This is a genomic window from Bacillus sp. GS3m_15504 (assembly GCF_055825275.1).
Genome location: NZ_JBVVNL010000003.1, coordinates 276,413 through 298,035, shown reverse-complemented (window position 1 = coordinate 298,035; position 21,623 = coordinate 276,413). Strand labels below are relative to the sequence as shown.

General features: G+C 37.4%; 16 protein-coding genes and 1 riboswitch. Of the genes, 7 read left to right on the top strand and 9 right to left on the bottom strand.

Annotation, left to right across the window (positions count from 1 at the left end; translation table 11 throughout):
- Positions 1-76: 76 nt before the first annotated feature.
- The 4 genes from AC0L0O_RS23520 to AC0L0O_RS23505 form a co-directional block, all read right to left on the bottom strand.
- Positions 77-1,288 (bottom strand): NupC/NupG family nucleoside CNT transporter, encoded by a 1,212-nt coding sequence (locus AC0L0O_RS23520; RefSeq protein WP_001051021.1) that lies wholly within the window; start codon positions 1,286-1,288, stop codon positions 77-79.
- A 345-nt stretch (positions 1,289-1,633) separates the two neighbouring features.
- The gene (locus AC0L0O_RS23515; protein ID WP_131371519.1) at positions 1,634-3,394 is read right to left on the bottom strand and encodes a C40 family peptidase; all 1,761 of its coding nucleotides are present in this window, start codon (positions 3,392-3,394) and stop codon (positions 1,634-1,636) included.
- 210 nt (positions 3,395-3,604) lie between these two features.
- On the bottom strand, positions 3,605-4,489 hold the full coding sequence (locus AC0L0O_RS23510) for a D-amino-acid transaminase (RefSeq protein WP_473786151.1): 885 nt from the start codon (positions 4,487-4,489) through the stop codon (positions 3,605-3,607).
- A gap of 478 nt (positions 4,490-4,967) precedes the next feature.
- On the bottom strand, positions 4,968-6,896 hold the full coding sequence (locus AC0L0O_RS23505) for an LTA synthase family protein (RefSeq protein WP_000665359.1): 1,929 nt from the start codon (positions 6,894-6,896) through the stop codon (positions 4,968-4,970).
- 546 nt (positions 6,897-7,442) lie between these two features.
- Between AC0L0O_RS23505 and AC0L0O_RS23500 the strand changes: the two genes are divergently transcribed.
- Both AC0L0O_RS23500 and AC0L0O_RS23495 read left to right on the top strand, forming a co-directional pair.
- Positions 7,443-7,808 carry a YkvA family protein gene (locus tag AC0L0O_RS23500; protein ID WP_000435503.1) on the top strand — a complete coding sequence of 122 codons (366 nt, stop codon included), beginning with the start codon at positions 7,443-7,445 and terminating at the stop codon, positions 7,806-7,808.
- Positions 7,809-7,858: 50 nt separating this feature from the next.
- Entirely contained in the window at positions 7,859-8,350 is a 492-nt protein-coding gene (locus AC0L0O_RS23495; RefSeq protein WP_001139070.1) for a metal-binding protein, read from the top strand.
- Positions 8,351-8,414: 64 nt separating this feature from the next.
- Here the strand turns inward: AC0L0O_RS23495 and AC0L0O_RS23490 are convergent, their stop codons facing one another.
- Positions 8,415-8,732, bottom strand: coding sequence for a magnetosome magnetite crystal formation protein family (locus AC0L0O_RS23490; protein WP_131371522.1), 318 nt, complete (start codon positions 8,730-8,732; stop codon positions 8,415-8,417).
- Between the two features lie 297 nt (positions 8,733-9,029).
- Between AC0L0O_RS23490 and lldP the strand changes: the two genes are divergently transcribed.
- The gene (lldP, locus tag AC0L0O_RS23485; protein WP_001099323.1) at positions 9,030-10,688 is read left to right on the top strand and encodes an L-lactate permease; all 1,659 of its coding nucleotides are present in this window, start codon (positions 9,030-9,032) and stop codon (positions 10,686-10,688) included.
- A gap of 71 nt (positions 10,689-10,759) precedes the next feature.
- Positions 10,760-10,875, top strand: a riboswitch (TPP riboswitch).
- Between the two features lie 112 nt (positions 10,876-10,987).
- Positions 10,988-12,748, top strand: a complete 1,761-nt coding sequence (thiC, locus tag AC0L0O_RS23480) for a phosphomethylpyrimidine synthase ThiC (RefSeq protein WP_000814466.1) — start codon at positions 10,988-10,990, stop codon at positions 12,746-12,748.
- A gap of 101 nt (positions 12,749-12,849) precedes the next feature.
- Here thiC and AC0L0O_RS23475 read toward each other — a convergent pair whose 3' ends face one another.
- The 3 genes from AC0L0O_RS23475 to cydA form a co-directional block, all read right to left on the bottom strand.
- Entirely contained in the window at positions 12,850-14,208 is a 1,359-nt protein-coding gene (locus AC0L0O_RS23475) for an arsenic transporter (protein WP_000110058.1), read from the bottom strand.
- Between the two features lie 389 nt (positions 14,209-14,597).
- Positions 14,598-15,623, bottom strand: a complete 1,026-nt coding sequence (locus tag AC0L0O_RS23470; RefSeq protein ID WP_000544174.1) for a cytochrome d ubiquinol oxidase subunit II — start codon at positions 15,621-15,623, stop codon at positions 14,598-14,600.
- The gene (gene cydA / locus AC0L0O_RS23465) at positions 15,616-16,971 is read right to left on the bottom strand and encodes a cytochrome ubiquinol oxidase subunit I (protein ID WP_000381955.1); all 1,356 of its coding nucleotides are present in this window, start codon (positions 16,969-16,971) and stop codon (positions 15,616-15,618) included. Before cydA ends, AC0L0O_RS23470 begins: the two co-directional genes overlap by 8 nt.
- Positions 16,972-17,224: 253 nt before the next feature.
- Between cydA and AC0L0O_RS23460 the strand changes: the two genes are divergently transcribed.
- Both AC0L0O_RS23460 and AC0L0O_RS23455 read left to right on the top strand, forming a co-directional pair.
- Positions 17,225-17,374 (top strand): hypothetical protein, encoded by a 150-nt coding sequence (locus tag AC0L0O_RS23460; protein WP_000283184.1) that lies wholly within the window; start codon positions 17,225-17,227, stop codon positions 17,372-17,374.
- Between the two features lie 91 nt (positions 17,375-17,465).
- Complete coding sequence (locus AC0L0O_RS23455; RefSeq protein ID WP_001231569.1) at positions 17,466-18,551, top strand: hypothetical protein; 1,086 nt, start codon at positions 17,466-17,468, stop codon at positions 18,549-18,551.
- 47 nt (positions 18,552-18,598) lie between these two features.
- Here AC0L0O_RS23455 and AC0L0O_RS23450 read toward each other — a convergent pair whose 3' ends face one another.
- On the bottom strand, positions 18,599-19,483 hold the full coding sequence (locus AC0L0O_RS23450; RefSeq protein ID WP_473786150.1) for a LysR family transcriptional regulator: 885 nt from the start codon (positions 19,481-19,483) through the stop codon (positions 18,599-18,601).
- A gap of 135 nt (positions 19,484-19,618) precedes the next feature.
- Here AC0L0O_RS23450 and AC0L0O_RS23445 point away from each other — a divergent pair, with 135 nt between their 5' ends.
- Positions 19,619-21,619, top strand: coding sequence for a YhgE/Pip family protein (locus AC0L0O_RS23445; protein WP_473786149.1), 2,001 nt, complete (start codon positions 19,619-19,621; stop codon positions 21,617-21,619).
- Positions 21,620-21,623: the final 4 nt, after the last annotated feature.

The window sequence follows — 21,623 nt, the reverse complement described above, 5'->3', positions numbered from 1 at the left end:
ACATAAAGTATTTAATATATATCGAGAAAATATAATAAAAAGTCCCCTCTTTAGAAAGAGGGGACTTTGCTTTATTTTATAGGAACATCATACCTGCAACTGCTGCATTTAAGAAGTTAGCTAGTGTACCAGCGATAACTGCTTTAATCCCTAATTGTGCAATTTGTTTACGTCGAGTAGGAGCCAATGTTCCTGTTACACCTAATTGAATTGCGATAGAAGAGAAGTTTGCGAATCCACAGATTGCGAATGTTAAAATTAAATTTGTTTTGTCAGAGAACTCTGCCATGTGTGGTCCTAAGTTTGCGTATGCAACGAATTCGTTGATTGCAAGTTTTTGACCGATAAAGCTTGCTGCTTGTACAGCTTCACCAGGAGAAACCCCGATTAAGATTGCAAATGGTGATAGTAAGTAACCGAAGATTAAATCAAGGCTAAGTTTAATATCAAACAGAGAGCCAATTAATCCTAATAAACCGTTTAGTAAAGCGATTAATGCGATAAAAGCCATTAACATTGCTGCTACGTTAATAACAAGTTGCATACCTTCAGATGCACCACGTGCCGCAGCGTCAATAACGTTTGCATCTTCACGTTCTGTAGAAAGTTCAACGTTATTATCTACTTTTTCTGTTTCTGGCATAATTAGTTTCGCAATTAATAAACTTGATGGTGCTGCCATAATTGCTGCTGCTAATAAGTGTTCTAACGGAATACCCATTGCTGCATAGCCGACAAGAACTGATCCAGCAACAGCTGTCATACCGCTTACCATAATAGCGAAGAATTCACTATTTGTTAAACGTGCTAAGTAAGGTTTGATTAAGATTGGAGCTTCAGTTTGTCCTAAAAATACAGTTGTTACTGAGTTTAAACTTTCTGCTTTAGAAGTTCCAAGAAGTTTACTTAATGCGCCACCAACGACACTAACAAATCTTTGCATAATACCGAAATGATATAAGATTGCTACTAATGAACTAATAAATACGATTGGAAGTAGTGCTTGAATGAAGAAAACAAATCCCCAAGGGCCTTTTGCGTTGACTAAATCCCCAGCAACGAACTTAATTCCCTCGTAAGAAAAATTAATTAATCCTTGAACGCCATCTGCAGCGTGTTTTAAACCTGCTTTTCCGGCATCCCAGCGTAATACGATAAATGAAAATGACATTTGTAATGCTAGCGCGATTAAAATTGTGCGCCAATTAATAGCTTTGCGGTTGGAAGATAGTAAAAAAGCGATTGCTAATACTCCAATCACGCCGCCAATTCCCCATAAAAGATTCATGCAGTGTATGCTCCTTCCTCATAGTAAAAAAATGTATAACACAGTTGTCTATACTTCTGCAAATATAACATCTTAAGTAACTTATCATAATGGACATCGGAGGTCAAACGTCTAACGAAAAGTTTAAATAAAAAGAAAATTCTTTGAAAAAACACATATAAAATGAATAGGCATGAAATAGGTTATGTTTTTTATGTGAAAATATACATTATGATAACGTTATGGATCATTATTGTAGAATATAGTGTATGAAATAGGAAAATAGATACATTATTTTTTGAGGGATATAGGTGAAACATAATAAAAAGAGCCATCTAGTAATCTAGAAGGCTCTAAAAATATAACTTAAGGTGCTTTCGTATAACCTAAGAAGTGCTTACTCCAATAAGAATTGCTTAATGAAGCGATTGCTACACCTTTATCTCCAGCTTGGATAAATGATCCGCCCCCAAGGTAAATACCCATGTGAGAAGGACCCGATTTATAAGTGTTTTGGAAATAAATTAAGTCGCCTGGTTGTGGATTTGAAGTTTGTGGTAGGCTACCCCAATATCCCGCAACACTTTGACGGCTAATGTTATGACCAAATTTCTTAAATACGTGGTAGATGTAGCCACTGCAGTCCACACCGTTAGCAGAAGTTCCGCCCCAAACGTATGGTACGCCTTGCATTCCTTTTGCATATGCAAGTATGGAAGAACTGTTGCCGCTATTATTACCTGTATTGTTGTTATTGTTGTTATTGTTGTTATTGTTTTGATTGTTATTTTGGTTGTTGTTAGGCTTATTATTATCTACTGCGCCGCCAACTGGTGTTTTAGAAAGGTAACGTGTTCCGATATAACCAGTTTGACCGTTGTAGTTAATTTTGCTCCATCCAGAGTTTTCAGAGATTACTTGAACCTTCTGTCCTTGTGGAAGTGCGCCTATGATTCTATAATTTGTACCTTCACCACTACGTACATTTAAGGCAGAAGCATTAATGTAGTAGTCACCAATTGCACCTTGATTAGGTTGTTCAGGTTGTTTTGGTTGCTCAGGAGTAGTAGTGCCACCTTTAACGAATTTCATGAATTCGCTACTAACGTAGCCTGTTTTTCCTTGATAGTTAACTTTAAACCAGCTACCTTCAGAGCCAATTACGTTTAATGTCGTACCATTTAATACGCCACCAATTACGCTATGGTAAGTAGCAGGACCTGTACGAACGCGTAGAGATGTTGCGTTAACAACGTAAGTACCACCAGTTTGAACAGTTACATTATTGTTTTGATTATTATTTTGGTTATTTCCTTGTGTAACGTTATCGCTAGAACCGCCTTTTGTTACGTAGTCTTTACTTACGTAAGCCGTTTGACCTGCATAATTGATTTTGAACCAATCTTGCACCTCGCCAACAACTTGTACTACTTGTCCTTTTGTAACAGAACCTACAGTTGTGTGAGAAGTGCTAGGGCCTGTACGAACACGAAGGGAAGATACATTTACTGTATAGTTTCCGCTTGCTGGTTTTACAGATTCTTGGTTGTTATTATTCGTATTGCTGTTTGAAGAACCTGCATTAGAAGAAACACCAGATACGAATTCGCCACTTACATAGCCAACTTGTCCATTATGATTGATTTTTACCCAACCATTTTCTTGACCAATTACGTTTAATGTTTGTCCTTCATATACACGTCCTGAAACAGAACTAGAAGTGTTAGGAGCGGTACGTACACGTAATACATCAGCAGTAACTTTATTTTTTCCACCTGTTGTACTTACATTTGAATTGCTTGTACCATTTTTTGATACAAATTCACCACTAACAAAGCCTGTTTTTCCATTAATGTTAATTTTGTACCAACCATTTTCTTCGCCAATCACGTTTAGTGATTGACCGTTATAAACGCGAGAGATGATGTCGTGAGAAGTACTTGATCCTGCACGAACATGTAATACGCTAGCGTTTACCGTATAAGATGAGCTGTTTGATGCAGAAGCTTGGACAGTTGTAGCAGTTTTTTGTGTATTTTGTTCAGGGGCAGCTTGAACACTATCAAGTGTAGGTGCTGCTCCTCCTGCTACAGACACTGCCGCAAGACCGGCAAGGTATTTTTTCATAATTTGTCGATTCCTTTCTGTCTGTAATGTAGTGAAGAAATATTTACCAACTGTTAAAAATTCTAAAGAGCATGTCGATTACTGTCAAGACTTATGCGGGAATCTGAATATGACAAAAAGATTACAAGAAAAAATCAAGGCATAAATCTATACCTTGATTTCCATTTAAATACATATATTGAATGTAGAGAGGATAGAAATTATTCGTGTTTAAGAGGATGACATGTTGGATTGTAACAAACTTTGAGAAAATGATCTTTGCAGCATTTTAGTGATAGGGCCAACTTGACCATCTTGGATTGCGGTTCCATCAAGGTGAGTCATCGGCAAAATTTCAATCGTCGTTCCTGTAAAGAAACATTCATCCGCTTGATAAACATCACGAATGCTGAAAAGCTCTTCTTGTACTGGAATACGAAGGGTTTTCGCTAAAGAAAGGACATATTGACGAATAATGCCATTTAAAATAAGGTGATTAGCTGGATGTGTGTAAAGAGTTCCGTTTTTAATGAGAAAGAAGTTAGAGTGACTTCCCTCAGTTACAGTACCATTTCGTACGAAAAGGGCTTCTTTACAACCTTTTCGTTCCGCTTTCGTAGCAGCTAATATATTTGGTAATAAATTTAATGATTTGATATCACAGCGTAGCCAGCGTGTATCCGGTTCTGATATAGCACGTACACCATATTCAATCCATAACGCTGGTCTTTCTTTCTTTGTAATATAAGCATAGATTGTCGGAGGGACGTCATATGAGAACGTATGGGTACGAGCTTGTACACCACGAGATACTTGCAAATAAATCGTTCCATCTTCGTGGAAATTATTATTTTCGATTAGTTTATAAAGTAGGGTAATCAGTTCTGCTTTTGAGAAAGGGAGCGTTAATTCTATTTCTTCCATGGAGCGATATAATCTTGTGATATGGGGATCTAATAAGTGAAAGTTCCCTTTATATAGACGAATAACCTCGTAGAGACCATCTCCAAACTGCAAGCCTCTTTCTTCAAGTTCTATGTACGTTTTTTGTTTCGTTGTATCAATAACTGCATCATTCCAAAGTACAAATCTTTCATATGCCAATTTCGATCCCATCCTTTCGTAAGTAAAGAAGTCACAATACTAATTTTTATGTAAGCAATTCTCTACATATGACGTATATGTTTTGGTAAATGGTAGAGAAGTAGTGGTGATTTATAGCATTTTGTATATACAAATTCGAAAATAAGAAATAAGAATCCTGCTTTTAAATAAAAAAAAGCAACATTCTTATGGAATGCTGCACAAGGAGGGTAGCTATCTTTCATAGGGACATCGTCTTATTGAATGTTTTGTGTATGGAAACAAAACATATTGAAAGACAATTATAAGAAAGTAGAAATAAACGATTCACATATTTCTTTAAGGGATCTTATTACAGATGAGAGATAAGAAATATATAGAACCTTGTTTACATATTTTATTATAGAGATGCTTCATTAACTCTATGTGAATATTTGGTAAAGATTATGTAATGTTAAAGTTAATGAATATAAGTGATTGTATGGAGAAATATAAAAAAAAGAGGCTGAGATTACTCAGCGCTCTTCTTTTCTTCTTTAATAGCTGTCTTTACTTCACCAGTTTTTGTCTTGTTGCTTTCAGAGAAGCGAAGTAAGTCACCTTCAATGATTTTGTCAGACATGTTCAATTCATTTTGAGCACGATCAATGAGTGGTTGAGATTCTTCTTTTGGTAATTGTACAACTTCGCCAGTAGCACGGTCGTAGAATGTACTGTTCGTATACATGTACTTATCTGTAACGAAGCTACCGTCACGAAGAACAACAAATCCTTTATTTTCTGGTGAGAATACATCATGACCAAATTGAATTTGATTCGTAGAATCTATACCAAGTAAGTTTAGAATTGTTGGTTTAATGTCAATTTCACCAGTTGGTTTTGAAATTGTTTTACCTTCTTTTTGACCTGGAACGTGAATAAACATCGGTGTTTTTTGTAAGTTCATATGATCAAATGCAGTAATTTCTTCTTTTCCTAAGAACTGTGCCATTGCACGGTTATGGTTTTCAGAAATACCGTAGTGATCACCGTAGAATACGATAATTGAGTTGTCGTAAATACCCTCTGCTTTTAGACGCTCAATAAAGTGTTTCATTGCTTCGTCTAAATAGCGAGCAGTTACCATGTAACGGTCAAATACGCCATCACCAGAATTGTATTCATCGATTAATTTTGTGCTTTCATCATAAGTGAATGGGTAATGGTTTGTTAACGTAAGGAAGCGAGTGTAGAACGGTTGCTTCACTTCTTTTAACATATCGATAGATTGATCGAAGTATTCGATATCTTTTAATCCCCAATTTAATTTTGTTTCTGGCGTAATCTTGTAGTCAAGCTCGTTGTAGTAACGGTCATAACCAAGTGCCGGATACATAATGTTACGGTTCCAGAACGTTGCATTGTTCGCGTGGAATACAGATGTGTGATATCCTTGCTCGCGTAAAATTTCTGGAGTTGCTGTGTATTCGTTGTTACCGTGTGTGAAGAATACAGCACCACGGTCTAGTGGATACATGGAAGTATCTACTAAGAATTCAGCGTCAGATGTTTTTCCTTGACCAGTTTGATGGAAGAAGTTATCGAAGTAATAACTTTCTTTCGTAAACTGGTTTAAGAATGGTGTAACTTCTTGTCCGTTAACTGTTGCACCAATTAAGAATGTTTGTAATGACTCAAGAGAGACGACAATTACGTTTTTCCCTTTTGCAGTACCAAACATATTTGGATCTGGTTTGCTTTGCGTTGTTTTTACGTAGTTCTCTGTTTCCTGTAACTTACTACCGTCAGCAAATGCTTTTTGTGAACTTGATTTTGCTTGTAAGCCAAGGTCATACACTTGGTGTACATATAAACCTAAGTTTTTAACGAGCATAACGCGGTCGAATGAACGTGTTAATAGTTCAGGACGCTCAGCTTCTGCCAGTCCTAAGTTTGCGAAGAAAATAGCAATTGTTGACACGAAGTATAGGGAACGCATTGGGCGTGCTACACGTTCTGTCGGTGCAAAATTCTTCATCTTCTTCAATAAAATGAAGAATACGATAATATCAGCAAATGCAAGGATGATTTTGTAGTTAAATAATTCTTTCACACTAGAACCTAAACTTCCGAAGTTAGATGTTTGTCCTAGTACGGGTAAAGTAACGAAGTCATTATAGAATCCGTAGAACATTACGTTACCAACAAGAATAATTGTTAAAACAAAATTAATTCCAAGTGCTATATAGTTACGTTTTTTCCCTTTTGCAAATAATGCAAGACCAACAAGCAGTAATGATGCTGCTAATGGGCTAAGGAATAAAATGAATTCTTGCATGAAAGATTCAAGTTTTAAATCAAAGCTTGTGCGTGTAATAAGATATGTCTTCAACCATACGGCTAAAGCTACGAATACAGTGAAACGCACATTTTGAAATTGTGATTTCAAGGTTTCTTTCATTCATTTCCACCCTTTCTCTATCAGGCTTGGTCGATTTTGGAGCGAAAAATGCTAAAATAAAAAATACATAGTTTTCTTGGCCATAATTAGAGGTTCTATATTCACCCATATACGACTATAACTATGCATACCCTTTTAGTTTCTTGTGTTGCTCATAAGCATAACGTCATTTCTGTATTATACAACAAAATTCATTTCTGAGAAACACTATAACATTTTACATTTTTTGTATGATATTTGTCACTACCAGAGAAAACTTTAACATTCGTTTATATGTCCGTCAACTAGAAAATATAACAAAGGTAGAGCAGAATGTTAAGTGAAAGTGAAAATTTTCTTTGTTGAGAAATAAGAAATGACAATGGGTAAGTGGTTATCTAGAAACCTATTATATGAAGGGGAGTATGTAAAAATTAACGAACACTTGTTCTTTTTTAGTTTGTTTGTTACAATGAAAGTTCATTGATAGATTATGTGTAAATTTGATGAACTTTTACTGAAAACATATTGTAGCTTATTTCTTTTAAAAAATAGGGGGGCTTTTACATGGAACAAAAATTTTCAGTTGAAGCGTTTTGGAAGAAAGTAAAACATGTCGCAAAGCAGGCAGGACAGTCGGTCATTTATGCAAGTTTACTATTGTTTTACGTTTTGCAGAAACCGGATGTTCCAAAACGAGTGAAAATTATTGTAATTGGGGCACTTGCTTATTTTATTGCACCGATTGATGCGATTCCAGATTTCGTTGCTGGAATTGGTTATACGGATGATTTAGGGGCGTTAATGGCTGCTCTATTACAAGCGTCGTTATACGTCAATGATGATGTGAAAGATAAGGCACGAGTAAAGTTGGCAGAATGGTTTGGTTCTGATATAGACACATCCTTTATCGATCAGAAATTAGATCAATAGGTGAGAGCTGTCACATCGTGACAGGGCGAACGTAAGCGAGGAAGTGCATTATGCCATCAGGAAGAACGCATACGAAAATAAACTTAATATCCCTTCCGGTTGTTTTGTTTCTGCTCTTTTCGTATGGATTAACAAATTTTGATTTTTTATTAACTTTTGCAATTGGCTTTTTAGTAGGTACTACATTTTTGACACCGGACTTAGATACGTATAGTAATGCGTATAATAAATGGGGATTCCTGCGTATATTTTGGTATCCGTATAAGAAAGTGATGCCGCATCGCTCCTTCTTTACACACACAATTATACTTGGTGATGTGATTCGTATTGCATACATGTTAATTGTGTTTTCTCCGTTTTTATTCCTATTAAATGTAATCGCGCTTGACGGGAATTTAATAGAAATTGCGAAGGAACATGAGGTTGAAATTGTAACGTTCGTAATGGGGATTGTTGTAGCAAGCACGCTTCACATTATAGCGGATAAAGTAAATACGCGACGCAAGAAAATGATGAGAAAAAAGAAGAAACGCAGAAGATAAAAAAAACCGTCCCAAAAAGTATTTTGGGACGGTTTTTTCTTATTAATCAAACGTTTGTTTAAAATTAAGCTTTCAGTACTTTAATACCTTTCACGATGTTCCAAATGAAGTAGTATAAGCTAATAATTCCGCAAATACATAAGACAATCATTGTGCCGATTCCAAGTGTTACATCTGGTTGATTTGATCCAATACCCATAATTCCTAAAATAAAAAATCCAATAAATGAAGCGATACTTGGAATAATGTGTGTCCATAGAGCACGCTTCGCATGTGGTTTTGTTTCAGTATCGCCTACAATCCACACAATAATAGGGAATAAGATAGGGGCAAATAATACACTAAAGTATGATAAAGCTGCTAATATTTTGTTTCCGTTCATATATATCACCTCATAAATAATGTCCGTTGTTATACTATTATTATGCAATAGTTTTGGTAAGCTTTCTATCGATGAACATTACAAGAACATGACGATTTTGTAAGATTTTTTCGTTAAATAATAAAATTTTCAAAAAAATCTTTTTAAATAGAAATTGTTATGGTACAGTATAAATGAAAGTTGTTGAAAACGTTTTCTTAAACGTTTTTTTATTTTTAGACTGAAAGGTATGATGACCTGATAGTCTATTGATGAGGTTATTCTATTTAAAAGGGGATTCTTTAGGGGGAGAGAACAATGAACACATGGACACAAGTTTATGATCCGTTCGGAAACATTTGGATTTCGGCAGCGGTCGCACTTATTCCGATTATCTTTTTTTTCTTAGCTTTAGCAGTTTTCCGCATGAAGGGGTATGTGGCAGGATTTATTACAGTTGTACTGACAATTTTAGTGGCGTTATTTGCTTATAAGATGCCGTTCACGATGGCGATGGCAGCGACCGGATATGGTTTCTTATACGGATTATGGCCAATTGCTTGGATTATCATTATGTCGGTATTTTTATATAAAATTTCTGTGAAAACAGGTCAATTCGATGTGATTCGTGCATCTGTATTATCCATTACGAATGACCATCGTTTACTCGTTATTTTAATCGGTTTTTCATTCGGAGCATTTTTAGAAGGAGCAGCAGGATTTGGTGCACCAGTAGCGATTACGGCAGCACTTCTTGCAGGTCTTGGGTTAAATCCTTTATATGCAGCGGGTCTTTGTTTAATTGCAAATACAGCACCAGTCGCTTTTGGAGCGATGGGAATTCCAATTACAGTTGCTGGACAAGTAACAGGTATTGATCCACATAAAATTGGACAAATGGCTGGACATCAATTACCGTTTTTATCATTATTTGTTCCGTTCTTTATCGTATTTTTAATGGACGGATTAAAAGGGGTAAGACAAACATGGCCTGCTTTACTTGTAGCGGGTAGTTCGTTTGCCATTACGCAGTTCATTACAGCGACATTCTTAGGGCCAGAACTTCCGGATATTACGTCAGCACTTGTAAGTTTAGTTAGTTTAGCGCTGTTCTTAAAAGTATGGCAACCGAAAGAAATCTATCAATCAGGGCAAGCAAATAGTGAAGCAGCTGCGACAACAGCGGCATCGATGCCGAAATTAACGATAGGAAAAGTTGTAAAGGCATGGTCTCCATTTATCGTGTTAACGGTTATGGTAGTCATTTGGAGTCAAAGTTTCTTTAAAGCATTATTTGCTCCAGGAGGCGCGTTAGAAAGTCTTGTATTTAAGTTTGAAATTCCGGGCTTGCACAATTTAGTAATGAAAGCAGAGCCGATTGTAAATAAACCGACGCCTTACGAGGCAATTTTGAAGTTCGATGTATTATCAGCAACTGGAACAGCAATTTTAATTGCTTGTCTCATTTCCATGCTGATTTTGAAAATGAGTGTAAAAGATGCAGCAGTAACATTTAAAGAAACTTTAAGCGAATTGAAAATGCCAATTCTATCTATTGGATTTGTATTAGGATTTGCATTTATCGCAAACTATTCTGGACTATCTTCTACACTAGCATTAGCGTTAGCAGGAACTGGCGGGCTATTCCCGTTCTTCTCACCATTCTTAGGCTGGATTGGTGTATTCTTAACAGGGTCTGATACGTCAGCAAATGCATTATTCTCAAATTTACAAGCGATTACAGCACAACAAGTCGGTGTGTCTGAAGTACTTCTCGTTGCAGCGAATACAACGGGCGGTGTAACAGGTAAAATGATTTCTCCGCAATCGATTGCCATTGCTTGTGCAGCAGTTGGACTTGCTGGAAAAGAATCAGATTTGTTCCGCTTTACAGTGAAGCATAGTCTATTCTTCGTAATTATTGTTGGTATTATGACGTATGTACAGGCTTATTATTTAACTTGGATGATTCCATAAAGAGCAAAAGAAATAAACTTTGCATTTTTCAGATTATCGTGTATGATGAGAAAGTATTGAAAATTAAATCAGTGATAAACTAGGGGTGCCTAACGTATGCGTAGGCTGAGAGAGAAGCGCGTGAACTTCTTAACCCTTTGGACCTGATCTGGCTCGTACCAGCGTAGGGAAGTTAACGGCTTTACATAATGATGTCTTTATGAGCCAGGTCCTTATTTTTTTATGGACCTGGCTCTTTTTATTTTGGCATACGCTGGCCATATCTCGTCTTTGTCACGTACAGGGGGGCAACAAAGGTTATGAAACAGTCTGTTTCAGCTGAGCAAATTGAATTGAAATCGAGTTTACCAGGAAGCAAGAAAGTGTATGTGGATGGACCACGAGAAGGTATGAAAGTGCCGATGCGTGAGATTGAACAAAGTGATACAAATGGCGTTCCAAATCCGCCAATTCGTGTGTATGATACAAGCGGTCCTTACACAGATCCTGCGTATAAAGTCGAGTTAGAGAAGGGGATTCCAACGCCGCGCCACTCTTGGATTCTAGAGCGCGGAGATGTAGAGGCATACGAAGGTCGCGAAGTGAAACCAGAGGATGACGGTGTGAAGGTGGCTTCGAAACATACACCTGTTTTCCCGCAAATGGATCGCAAACCGCTTAGAGCGAAGCAAGGTGCAAATGTTACGCAAATGCATTATGCACGTAATGGCATCATTACGTCTGAGATGGAATATGTTGCGATTCGTGAAGGAGTAGACCCGGAATTTGTTCGTAAGGAAATCGCGGAAGGTCGCGCTATTTTACCAGCGAATATTAACCATCCTGAAGCAGAACCGATGATTATTGGGCGTAATTTCCATGTGAAGGTTAATGCGAATATCGGAAACTCTGCTGTATCTTCTTCTATTGCAGAAGAAGTAGAGAAGATGACGTGGGCAACTCGCTGGGGTGCAGATACGATTATGGATTTATCTACAGGTAAAAACATTCATACGACGCGCGAGTGGATTATTCGTAACGCACCTGTACCAGTTGGAACTGTACCAATCTATCAAGCACTGGAAAAAGTAAACGGAATTGCAGAAGATTTAACGTGGGAAGTGTATCGTGATACGTTAATTGAGCAAGCGGAGCAAGGCGTAGATTACTTTACGATTCACGCTGGCGTATTACTTCGTTACATTCCAATTACGGCGAAACGTACGACAGGTATCGTTTCACGCGGTGGTTCAATTATGGCACAGTGGTGTTTATTCCATCATAAAGAAAACTTCCTATACACTCATTTTGAAGAGATTTGTGAAATTATGAAGCAGTACGATGTTTCGTTCTCTCTTGGAGATGGATTACGTCCAGGTTCGATTGCAGATGCAAATGACGAAGCACAGTTTTCTGAGCTTGAAACACTTGGTGAATTAACGAAGATTGCTTGGAAACATGATGTGCAAGTGATGATTGAAGGGCCTGGGCATGTACCGATGCATTTAATTAAAGAGAATATGGAGAAAGAACTTGATATTTGTCAGGGCGCGCCGTTCTATACACTTGGGCCGTTAACGACAGATATTGCACCAGGTTATGACCATATTACATCTGCGATTGGAGCTGCGATGATTGGTTGGTTTGGAACGGCGATGCTTTGTTATGTAACGCCGAAAGAACATTTAGGTTTACCAAATAAAGATGATGTTCGAGAAGGTGTTATTACGTACAAAATCGCTGCACATGCGGCTGATCTAGCTAAAGGTCACAAAACGGCTCATCAGCGTGATGATGCCCTTTCAAAAGCCCGCTTTGAATTCCGTTGGCGCGATCAATTTAATTTATCTTTAGATCCTGAACGCGCGATGGAGTATCACGATGAAACATTGCCAGCAGAAGGCGCGAAAACAGCTCATTTCTGTTCCATGTGTGGACCGAAGTTTTGTAGTATGAGAATTTCACATGATATTCGTGAATACGCAAAAGAAAATGATTTAGAAACGACAGAAGCAATTGAAAAAGGAATGAAAGAGAAAGCGAAAGAATTTAAAGAAACTGGTAGTCATTTATATCAATAATACGTTACACCTCTTTACTTGATTGATCACACTGTAGTACCTAACTTAAATATAGAAGAAGCCCGCTTTGCTAAGACGGTAGCAAAGTGGGCTTCTGTCGTTTATAAGGCGAAGAATAAGTGTACCCAGTAGTATAAGAGGAATAATGTAACGACTGTTGTGAGCGGAATGACGATAAGGGATACACTTAAATAGTCTTTCCATTTTACTTTAATTTTGTTTTGTCTCAGGATATACATCCAAATGAGGGAAGCTAGCGTACCGATTGGTAATAATAGTGAACCGATGTCACTACCAATAATGTTTGCGAGATAGATCGTTTTTAATGTAATCGGGTCTAGTCCCATTTCAGTTAATGTAATGGTACCAATCATAAGTGCAGGGTGATTATTGAAGATGTTGGAGAGGAGGGAAACGAGTCCGCCCATTGCAAAGCTAGCATAAAGTAGATGCTGACTTACAACTGGTTCGAGCCAATTTACAAGTGCTGTTGTTAATCCTGCGTTGTGAAGTCCGTAAATAATGACGTACATAGAGAAAGCAAAAATTAAAATGTGCCACGGTGTTTTTTTCAAAATGTCGACAGGATTTGTTCGTAAGTAGTACCATCTCCAGATGAGAAGAACGAGTGAGCCGAGTACGGCAACAATTTCAATTGGGATAGATAAGAAGGATGCGACGAATAGAAGACAGCGCATAAGGAAGACGAAGCCTAATACTTTTAGCATGAATTTTGTCCGTTTTTGTTTCGTATCAACAGAATTTTGTCCTTTTAACGGATGGAAGTTTTTCGTGAAGAATATTTCTTCGATATCATATGAAGAAACAGGTAATCTTTCTGGTAGTTTTCTTTTTAAAACTGTGTACATAAGCCATGACATAAACAATAGCCCTAATGTTGCAGGTACAAACATCATAGCAGTATGCATATAAAGAGTCATATTCACGATATTTAATGCGATTAAGTTTACGATATTACTTACACCAATTGGTGCACTAGATGCAGTAGCAATTAAAGCACCGCTTAATAAATAAGGGATTTGTTGATGTGGTTTTAATTGAAGATTTTTTAGAAGAAGAATTAAAATTGGAGTTGTAATTAAAATACTACCGTCGTTATTAAATAAAAGAGTCATAAGAAAACATAATAATTGAATATACCAGTATAAACGGCGACCGGAACCTTTTGCTAAGTTTGCAAGTTTCGCCGCAGACCAGTGGAAGAAGCCGAAGCTTTCTAATATAACTGCCATAACAATGGTCGCTAATATTGTTATGGAGGCACCGCCAATTTTACTAATAATGTCCATGACGTCTGGTTTTGATACAAGTCCAGTAATCAGGATAATGCCAGCACCAATTGCTGCCGGCCACGCCTCATTTAAACCACGGGGTCGCCAAAAGATAACAATCATCGTTAAGAAGAATACAATAATAGTAATCCATATTTCAACGCTCATATTTTGCCTACCTTTCTATTTTCCCTTGAACAGATGTAGCTTGTCTCAAGTTTATAATGGTAGTATATTCAGCAAAAAGTAATAGGAACTAGACGTATAATGGGATGAAGCCAATATGTGTTTTTCGTGCTAGAGGACAAGCGTCACTACTAGTGAAATAACTATTATGAGAGGAGTCTATAACTTAATGGGGCAGTAAGATAGGAAATGAAATTTATATGGGCGATTATGGAGATATATCGGCGCAACTTAAAATATATCAGCGATTATTGAAATATATCGGCGCAACTTAAAATATATCAGCGATTTTTAAAATATATCGATTTACCGCCAAAACGTGACAAAGGGAGCCCATCCCGAAATACCTTTTGGAACAGGCCCCCGCAATATTATTTTTCCTTCAAAAAAGTTCGATCCTTCAAGAATAAGTTCCAGAAGAAAATAAATCCTGGTAATAAAATTGCGATCCCAATTGCATATAAAATAAGCAATGCATAGAATGTTTCGACCGTTGTAAAGCTTGTAAATACAGTTACATCAGGGTAAATAATATACGGTAAATGCGCAACGCCGTAAGCGTAACTTGCAAATGCATATTGAGCGACGACAGCTAAAACAGCAATGCGAGGGAATCCTAGTGTGCTATACTTCTTGTTTGTCCACCAAAGGGAAGAGTACCCGATAACGAATAAAACGATAGAAACTGTAAACCACGGGAATTGTTTTATTAGTCCTTGCATAAGCCAGTGTGTTTCTGGATCCATTACAACGAGGGCGATAATCGCCGTAACGAGCGTTGCAGGACCAAGGATGATCGCGTTTCTTCTATAAATTTTATATGCATCTTCTGAACCTTGTTCTCTCGCAAAATCAGCAAGAAAGAGAGAAGATAGAAAGAGTTCCGAAGTTAGTCCGAAGAGCATATAACAATAAATAACAGGACTAGAAAGAAGTTTTCCATACAGGAGTACTTCTTTTCCTTCAGACATTGTAATATAGGCGCCTTCTGTAACGGGTAAAACGGTAATTAATAGAGCTGGAATTAAGAGCCCTGTAATACCTGAAATGATACGAAGAAGGTGTTGGTACTTCGGTAGGGAATAAGCAAATACCATAAATGTACTGCGAATTGCCACGAGTACTAAAATTAACATAACTGGTACGAACATTACTGTCGCAAGAGTAAAGGCTGCTTTCGGAAAGAAGCCAAGAAATGCGACAACGACAAAGACGAGAAACGTATTTGTTACTTCCCAAGTCGGTGATAAGTATCGGTTGGCAAGCTTGGCAGCGAGCGTTGGATGTTTTGCGTATACCATGCCCCAAAAACCTGCCCCAAAATCGATGGATCCTAATATACTGTATACGAAAATAAGGGCCCATAAGATGATGATTGCAATACTTTCCTCATGCACGAGAATCGCCTCCTTCGTGATGTAAATCATTTGTAAGCGGATGTTTCTTAAAGAATGTCCGTAGCACAAAGACTGTTAAAATACCGAGTCCAATATATAAAATGATGAATAGAATAAATAAAGGACCGACAAAATCAGCGCGTGTAGAAGCATCGACTGTACGTTGCATACCGTAAATGGTCCACGGTTGACGACCGCTACAGCTGAAAATCCATCCGAATTCAATGCCGAGCATCATAACTGGTCCACATGCGGCAGCTCCCCAAAGAAGCCACTTCGGTAGTTCGGCCCCTTTTTTTCGGTAAACAAAGTACCAATATAAGAGGGCAATTGCTGCAACTGCAAAGGTAAAGGCAGCAGTGCCAACCATTAAATTGAACAGTGTATGTGTGTAAAATGGTGGCCATGTTTCTTGTGGAAATTCATTTAGACCTTTTACGACGGTGTTAGGGTCTAGTCCCACTAGTAGGCTAAGCATGTTCGGAATTTCTAGTGCATAGTTTAGTTCAAGTGTGTTAGGATTTACAACTCCGCCGATGGATAACGGTGCATGTGATGTCGTTTCAAATAAAGCTTCAGCAGATGCCAGTTTTTCAGGAGAATGCTTATGTAAGGCAATTGCCGATTCATGTCCCGAAAGCCACATCGTAGCACCTGTAATAAATGTTACGACGAGTCCTAATAGTAGCCCTTTTTTATGATACGCTACTTCACGTTCACTTAAATTCTTCTTTAATAATTTAAATCCAGCGATAGAGGCAATGACGGCAGCTCCAGTTGCGTAGGCTGTAATCACAACGTGGAATGCGCTTGTGCCAAAACTCGGATTAAAGAAAGCCTTCCACGGATCAACGTTAAAAACTGATCCATCTGGCCCCATTGAGAAGCCCGCGGGTGTATTCATCCATGTATTTGCTGATGTAATAAGCACGGCGGATGCCGTGGCACCAATCATGACGAAGAATAACGAGATTAATCTCATGAATGGAGGTAGTTTGTCAGCTGCATATACATAAATGGACATGAACAAAGCCTCTAAAAAGAAGGCGAAAATCTCAATTTGAAAGGGAACAGAAATAACTTGCCCAACAATTTTGGCAAAACCAGGCCAAAGAAGTGAGATTTGCACACCAACGATTGTTCCAGTTGGAATTGCTACACCGAGAAGGATGGCAAAAGCCTTTGTCCACCTTTTCGCCATAATGGCGTAGTCGGAATCTTTCTTCCAGTGATAGAGTATTTCACTTATAAAAATCATCAATGAAAGTCCGACACCAAGTGTTGCGAAGATAATGTGGAATGCTAGTGAAGAACCGAAAAATGCTCTTGCTAATGTTACCGTATCCATATGTAAACTCCTCTTCTTTTTTGCCATTATTTTCTGATTGAATTGGAAGATTTATTCAAAAAAACTACCAAAAATATATATGTATTTAAAAAATGGATATGTTAATATGATGATTGAATATTATGAATAGAAAGAAGTTAATGTTTAATAATATTTTGTTTGTTTTTTAGGAAGGAATATTTTATAATCTTTTATGCGAACATAAGTTCTGTTTTAGGGTGAAGAAGTTTATGTGAAATGGAGAGGATGTTTTATGTATCCTGAAGTCATTAAAAAGATGGCATTTTCAAAAGAGCATAGAGATTTATTACTGAAGCTATATAATAAAGAGATTACGCGTAGTGAGTATGATCGACTCGTAGAATCGCTATATAGACCTTCTAAAGAGGCTTGTGAGGGATAGAGGAACGGGAGACAATCTAATAGATTGTCTTTTTTACATTTACGTATGTTCTGGTAAAATTAAGGATAGCCTTACTAGGGAGGTGAAAAGTTTGCGGAAACGTATATATATAGTGATTGGAGTTATTCTTTTAATCGCTTTAGGTGGAATTGTATTTTGGTCAGCTTTGCAAGGAAACCGTACGGAGCATTTTATTTTAAGACATATGATGAATGAAAATGGGACGCTTGCTACATATCGTTTAGAAGATACAAAAGCAGGTACCGGTGAAGCGAAAGGCCGTGAAGCTTTATCGGAATCAGCAGGACTTTGGCTACAATATACATTGGATAAAGATGATCAAGCGTTATTCGATGAACAAGTTAAGGTTATTCAAAATAACTTTGTACATAAGGACCAAATTGTTTTATGGAAAATCTCTGAAAAGGGAGAAATGCAATCAGCTACAAATGCACTTATTGACGATCTTCGTATTATAGAACAGTTATATCGCGCTTATGAAATGTACAAGGAAGAGCGTTATAAAAACTTGGCAGATCAATTGAGTGATGCTGTAATTCGTTATAATAAGAAGGATAATTATTATGTTGATTATTATGATGCAGATGCAAGGAAACAAAATGATTTTGCAACAACGTCATATATAAATCCGCGCGCGTTCTCTTATATGAAAAAGTATGGTAAAGTTTCTGCTCAGCAATATCAGGAAGTCGTTCAATTTTTAGCGGATTACCCAAGGCATGGATGGGCATTCCCGAAAGAGTATAAAGAGGATGGTACATTTACGTACGATAAAGAAGTGAATCTTATTGACCAATCATACGTTGCATATCATCGTAGTTTAGGTGGCCTTTCATCAGATGCTTATTTGGAATTTATAAAGAAGAAGTTCCAGGAGGATGGAAAGTTATACGGTCGTTACAATTTAGAAACGGGAAAACAAACTGTGAAGTATGAATCGCCAGCCGCTTACGGATTAACAATTTTGTACGTACTACAAACAGGCGATACAAAGTTTGCAAAGGAATTGTATGACCATATGTCCACATTCCGAAATGACAACGTATTTAGTAGATATTACGGTGGATACGTAACAGGTGAAAATAATAATACGCATATTTTCGATAACGTACTACCGCTTTTAGCTGAAATAGAATTAGAGAAAAGTGAACAATAGAAGGTGCCATCCTATCGGGATGGCATCTTTTATTTATTGATATCATTTTACGCCCTAATATTGGAGAAGTAATCGATCACGAATTCACGGAATTGCTGGGCGGTTTTCGATAAGTAACGTTTTTTGGACCAGCTTAAGCCAATCGTTCGCTTACAAACGGGTTCCATAATACGTAACTTATTTAATGCTAAAGTAGAGTTTTTTAATAAAGTTAAACTTGGGACAAAGGCGATGCCGAGACCTTGCTTAATAAGATCGCTAATTACGGTTGGTTCATCTACTTCAAAAGCGATATGTGGTGTGAAGCCAGCTTCTTTACAAAATTCATCTGTTAAGTGCCGAAATCCGTAACCAGTGTTCATACTAATGAACGGTTCATCTTTTACTTCATGCAGATAGATACTTTCACGTCCTGATAAACGATGGCCTGAAGGGACGACTAAGAAAATTTCTTCTGTAATAAGTGGCTCCCAAATAATTTTCTCGCCTTCAATTGGCACAGAAGAAATACAAAAGTCAATTTCTATATTATCTAGTTGTCGTTTCATAGAAGGAGTAGATGCGAGAAATTGCTGGAATCGAACGTTAGGATGTTCTAGTAAAAAAGAACCGATTAGTTCTGGTAATATTCTTGGAATAGAAACAGCAAGCGTAATAGAGCTTTGTTGTAAGTCAGCTAAATCTTTAATTTCTCGTTCGCCTTCACTTAATTCATGAAAAATACGCTCTACTCGTTTTAAAAATACTTTCCCGAAAGCGTTTAATGTAATCTGTCGCCCTTGGCGGTCAAATAACGGAACGCCTAAGTCCTTTTCTAATCTAGCAATTGTTTTGCTGAGCGAAGGTTGTGCGATATGCAATTCTTCAGCGGCTTTTGTCATATGCTCTAATCTTGCGACTGTTTGAAAGTATTTTAGTTGAAGAAGTTCCATTTTGACTCTCCTTTCTATAGACCAAAAGGAATGAATTGATAATTAAAGATGTATTATACAGTATGGAAATGGACGTGTATAGTAAATCTGTTAAACCATTCTAATGGTGTTAAATTTGGAGAAGGAGTATGTTTCATGAAAGGAATTCAACTTATATTTAAAGATTGGAAAGCGATGTGGCACCATAAACATGGACGTATCGCTTTAATTTTTTTATTAATCGTTCCTTTAATTTATTCAGGATTCTTTTTAGCTGGATATTGGGATCCGTACGGACGATTAGATAAATTACCTGTTGCGATTGTAAATTTAGATAAAGGTGCCGCGATGGATGAGAAAACAATTCATGCAGGAGACGATTTTGTAAAAAATTTAAAAGAGAATAAGGAACTGGCTTTTCATTTCGTATCAGAAAAAATTGCTGATGAAGGATTAAAAGAAGATAAGTACTATATGGTTGTTACGATTCCAGAGAATTTCTCTAAAAAGGTAAGTACACTTATGGATGAGAAACCAGAGCCAGCGCAGCTTCAGTACAAAGTAAATCCGGGTAAAAACTTTGTAGCAGCGCAAATTGGAACGACAGCTGTTGAAAATATGAAAACAAAAATTTCAAATAGTATTACGAAATCTTATACAGAAGGTGTCTTTTCAAAGTTTCAAGACTTAGCACAAGGGTTGAATGATGCAAGTTATGGTGCTGGGAAGTTACATGAAGGAACGACAGATGCAAGAAACGGAGCAAATCAGCTTGCAGATGGTATTCATCGTTTAAGTGACGGGACATCAAAAGTGAAAGAGGGAAGTGAAAAACTTGCTTCTAGCCAATCCGCCTTAACTGACGGAGCAAATGAGCTAAGTCAAGGAGCAACCTCACTTCATAGCGGGATGGAGTTATTGACGCAAGGTGAAAAAACTTTACAATCAGGGGTTAGTGAATTAAGTGCTGGTACAAATGAATGGGTGAACGGAAGTGAGAAACTTGCTGATGGGCAAGTGAAAGCGGACAATGCAGCAAATAGTGTAAAACAACAATTAGAAGAGTACGTGAAAAGTCATCCAGAAGTGCAGCAAGATCCTGCTTTTCAAAAGATTATTGCTACGTCTAATGGATTAGCTCAAGCAACAAACACCTTAAATAATAGCCAGCAACAATTGACGCAAGGTGCAAAGAAGCTTGCGGATGGTCAACATAAGATTGAAGAAGGTATAAATACATTCGGAGTTAAGTTAAATGAGGCTACTGCTGGAACGAAAAAGATAGCAGATGGTGCTTCGAATTTCGCTAGTGGATTTACGAAATGGGGGACTGGATTTACATCATTACAAGAAGGTGTCAATCAACTTGCGAGTGGCGGAACAGAGCTGAATCATGGTGTTGATCAGTTAACGAACGGACTTGTTAAACTTGACGATGGTGCGAAAGAACTTTCTACGAAATTAGGAGAGGGCGCAGCGAAGATAGCAGATGTTCGCAATGATGATGCACGCAATACGATGTTCTCAGAGCCGGTTCAATTAGTGAAGTCAACAGTTTCTGACGTACCTAATTACGGTTCAGGTATTGCACCATATTTCTTATCGCTTGCATTTTATGTTGGCGGAATTATGGCGTCGAATATTTTACCGCTTGGCCGTAGACAAAATATGAAAGTAAGTGGAACAGTACATTTTATTAATAAATTAGGATTGGTATATGTAATTGGACTTATTCAAGCATTGCTTGTAGATATAGTTGTGCTAGGAGTTATGAAATTAGAAGTTGCAAGTGTGCCACTCTTTGTTTTATCAAGTATCGTTATTTCCTTTACGTTTATGACGTTTATTCTTATGTTAGTAACAGTATTTGGTCTTGTTGGAAAGTTCTTAGCGGTAACGCTTCTTGTCCTGCAGTTAGCGACGAGCGGGGGTACTTTCCCAGGAGAATTAAATATAGCTGTTCTTAGCAAAATTGGACAATTTCTCCCAATGTCTCATTCTCTTAGAGGACTACAAGATGTGATTTCTTTAGGAGATTGGTCGCAATTACAAATGCAAATTTTAATATTGTTATGCTATCTCGTTGTTGCTGGTGGAATTGCTTGGATCACGAGCCATATACAACATAGGGAAACGAATGTAGAAAAAGTTTCTTAAAATG

What these genes read in the sequence shown, in the direction of transcription:
- AC0L0O_RS23520 (WP_001051021.1), bottom strand. Translation starts at nt 1,288, where the DNA reads ATGAATCTTTTATGGGGAATTGGCGGCGTGATTGGAGTATTAGCAATC.
- AC0L0O_RS23515 (WP_131371519.1), bottom strand. Translation starts at nt 3,394, where the DNA reads ATGAAAAAATACCTTGCCGGTCTTGCGGCAGTGTCTGTAGCAGGAGGA.
- AC0L0O_RS23510 (WP_473786151.1), bottom strand. Translation starts at nt 4,489, where the DNA reads ATGGGATCGAAATTGGCATATGAAAGATTTGTACTTTGGAATGATGCA.
- AC0L0O_RS23505 (WP_000665359.1), bottom strand. Translation starts at nt 6,896, where the DNA reads ATGAAAGAAACCTTGAAATCACAATTTCAAAATGTGCGTTTCACTGTA.
- AC0L0O_RS23500 (WP_000435503.1), top strand. Translation starts at nt 7,443, where the DNA reads ATGGAACAAAAATTTTCAGTTGAAGCGTTTTGGAAGAAAGTAAAACAT.
- AC0L0O_RS23495 (WP_001139070.1), top strand. Translation starts at nt 7,859, where the DNA reads ATGCCATCAGGAAGAACGCATACGAAAATAAACTTAATATCCCTTCCG.
- AC0L0O_RS23490 (WP_131371522.1), bottom strand. Translation starts at nt 8,732, where the DNA reads ATGAACGGAAACAAAATATTAGCAGCTTTATCATACTTTAGTGTATTA.
- lldP (WP_001099323.1), top strand. Translation starts at nt 9,030, where the DNA reads ATGAACACATGGACACAAGTTTATGATCCGTTCGGAAACATTTGGATT.
- thiC (WP_000814466.1), top strand. Translation starts at nt 10,988, where the DNA reads ATGAAACAGTCTGTTTCAGCTGAGCAAATTGAATTGAAATCGAGTTTA.
- AC0L0O_RS23475 (WP_000110058.1), bottom strand. Translation starts at nt 14,208, where the DNA reads ATGAGCGTTGAAATATGGATTACTATTATTGTATTCTTCTTAACGATG.
- cydA (WP_000381955.1), bottom strand. Translation starts at nt 16,971, where the DNA reads ATGGATACGGTAACATTAGCAAGAGCATTTTTCGGTTCTTCACTAGCA.
- AC0L0O_RS23460 (WP_000283184.1), top strand. Translation starts at nt 17,225, where the DNA reads ATGTATCCTGAAGTCATTAAAAAGATGGCATTTTCAAAAGAGCATAGA.
- AC0L0O_RS23450 (WP_473786150.1), bottom strand. Translation starts at nt 19,483, where the DNA reads ATGGAACTTCTTCAACTAAAATACTTTCAAACAGTCGCAAGATTAGAG.
- AC0L0O_RS23445 (WP_473786149.1), top strand. Translation starts at nt 19,619, where the DNA reads ATGAAAGGAATTCAACTTATATTTAAAGATTGGAAAGCGATGTGGCAC.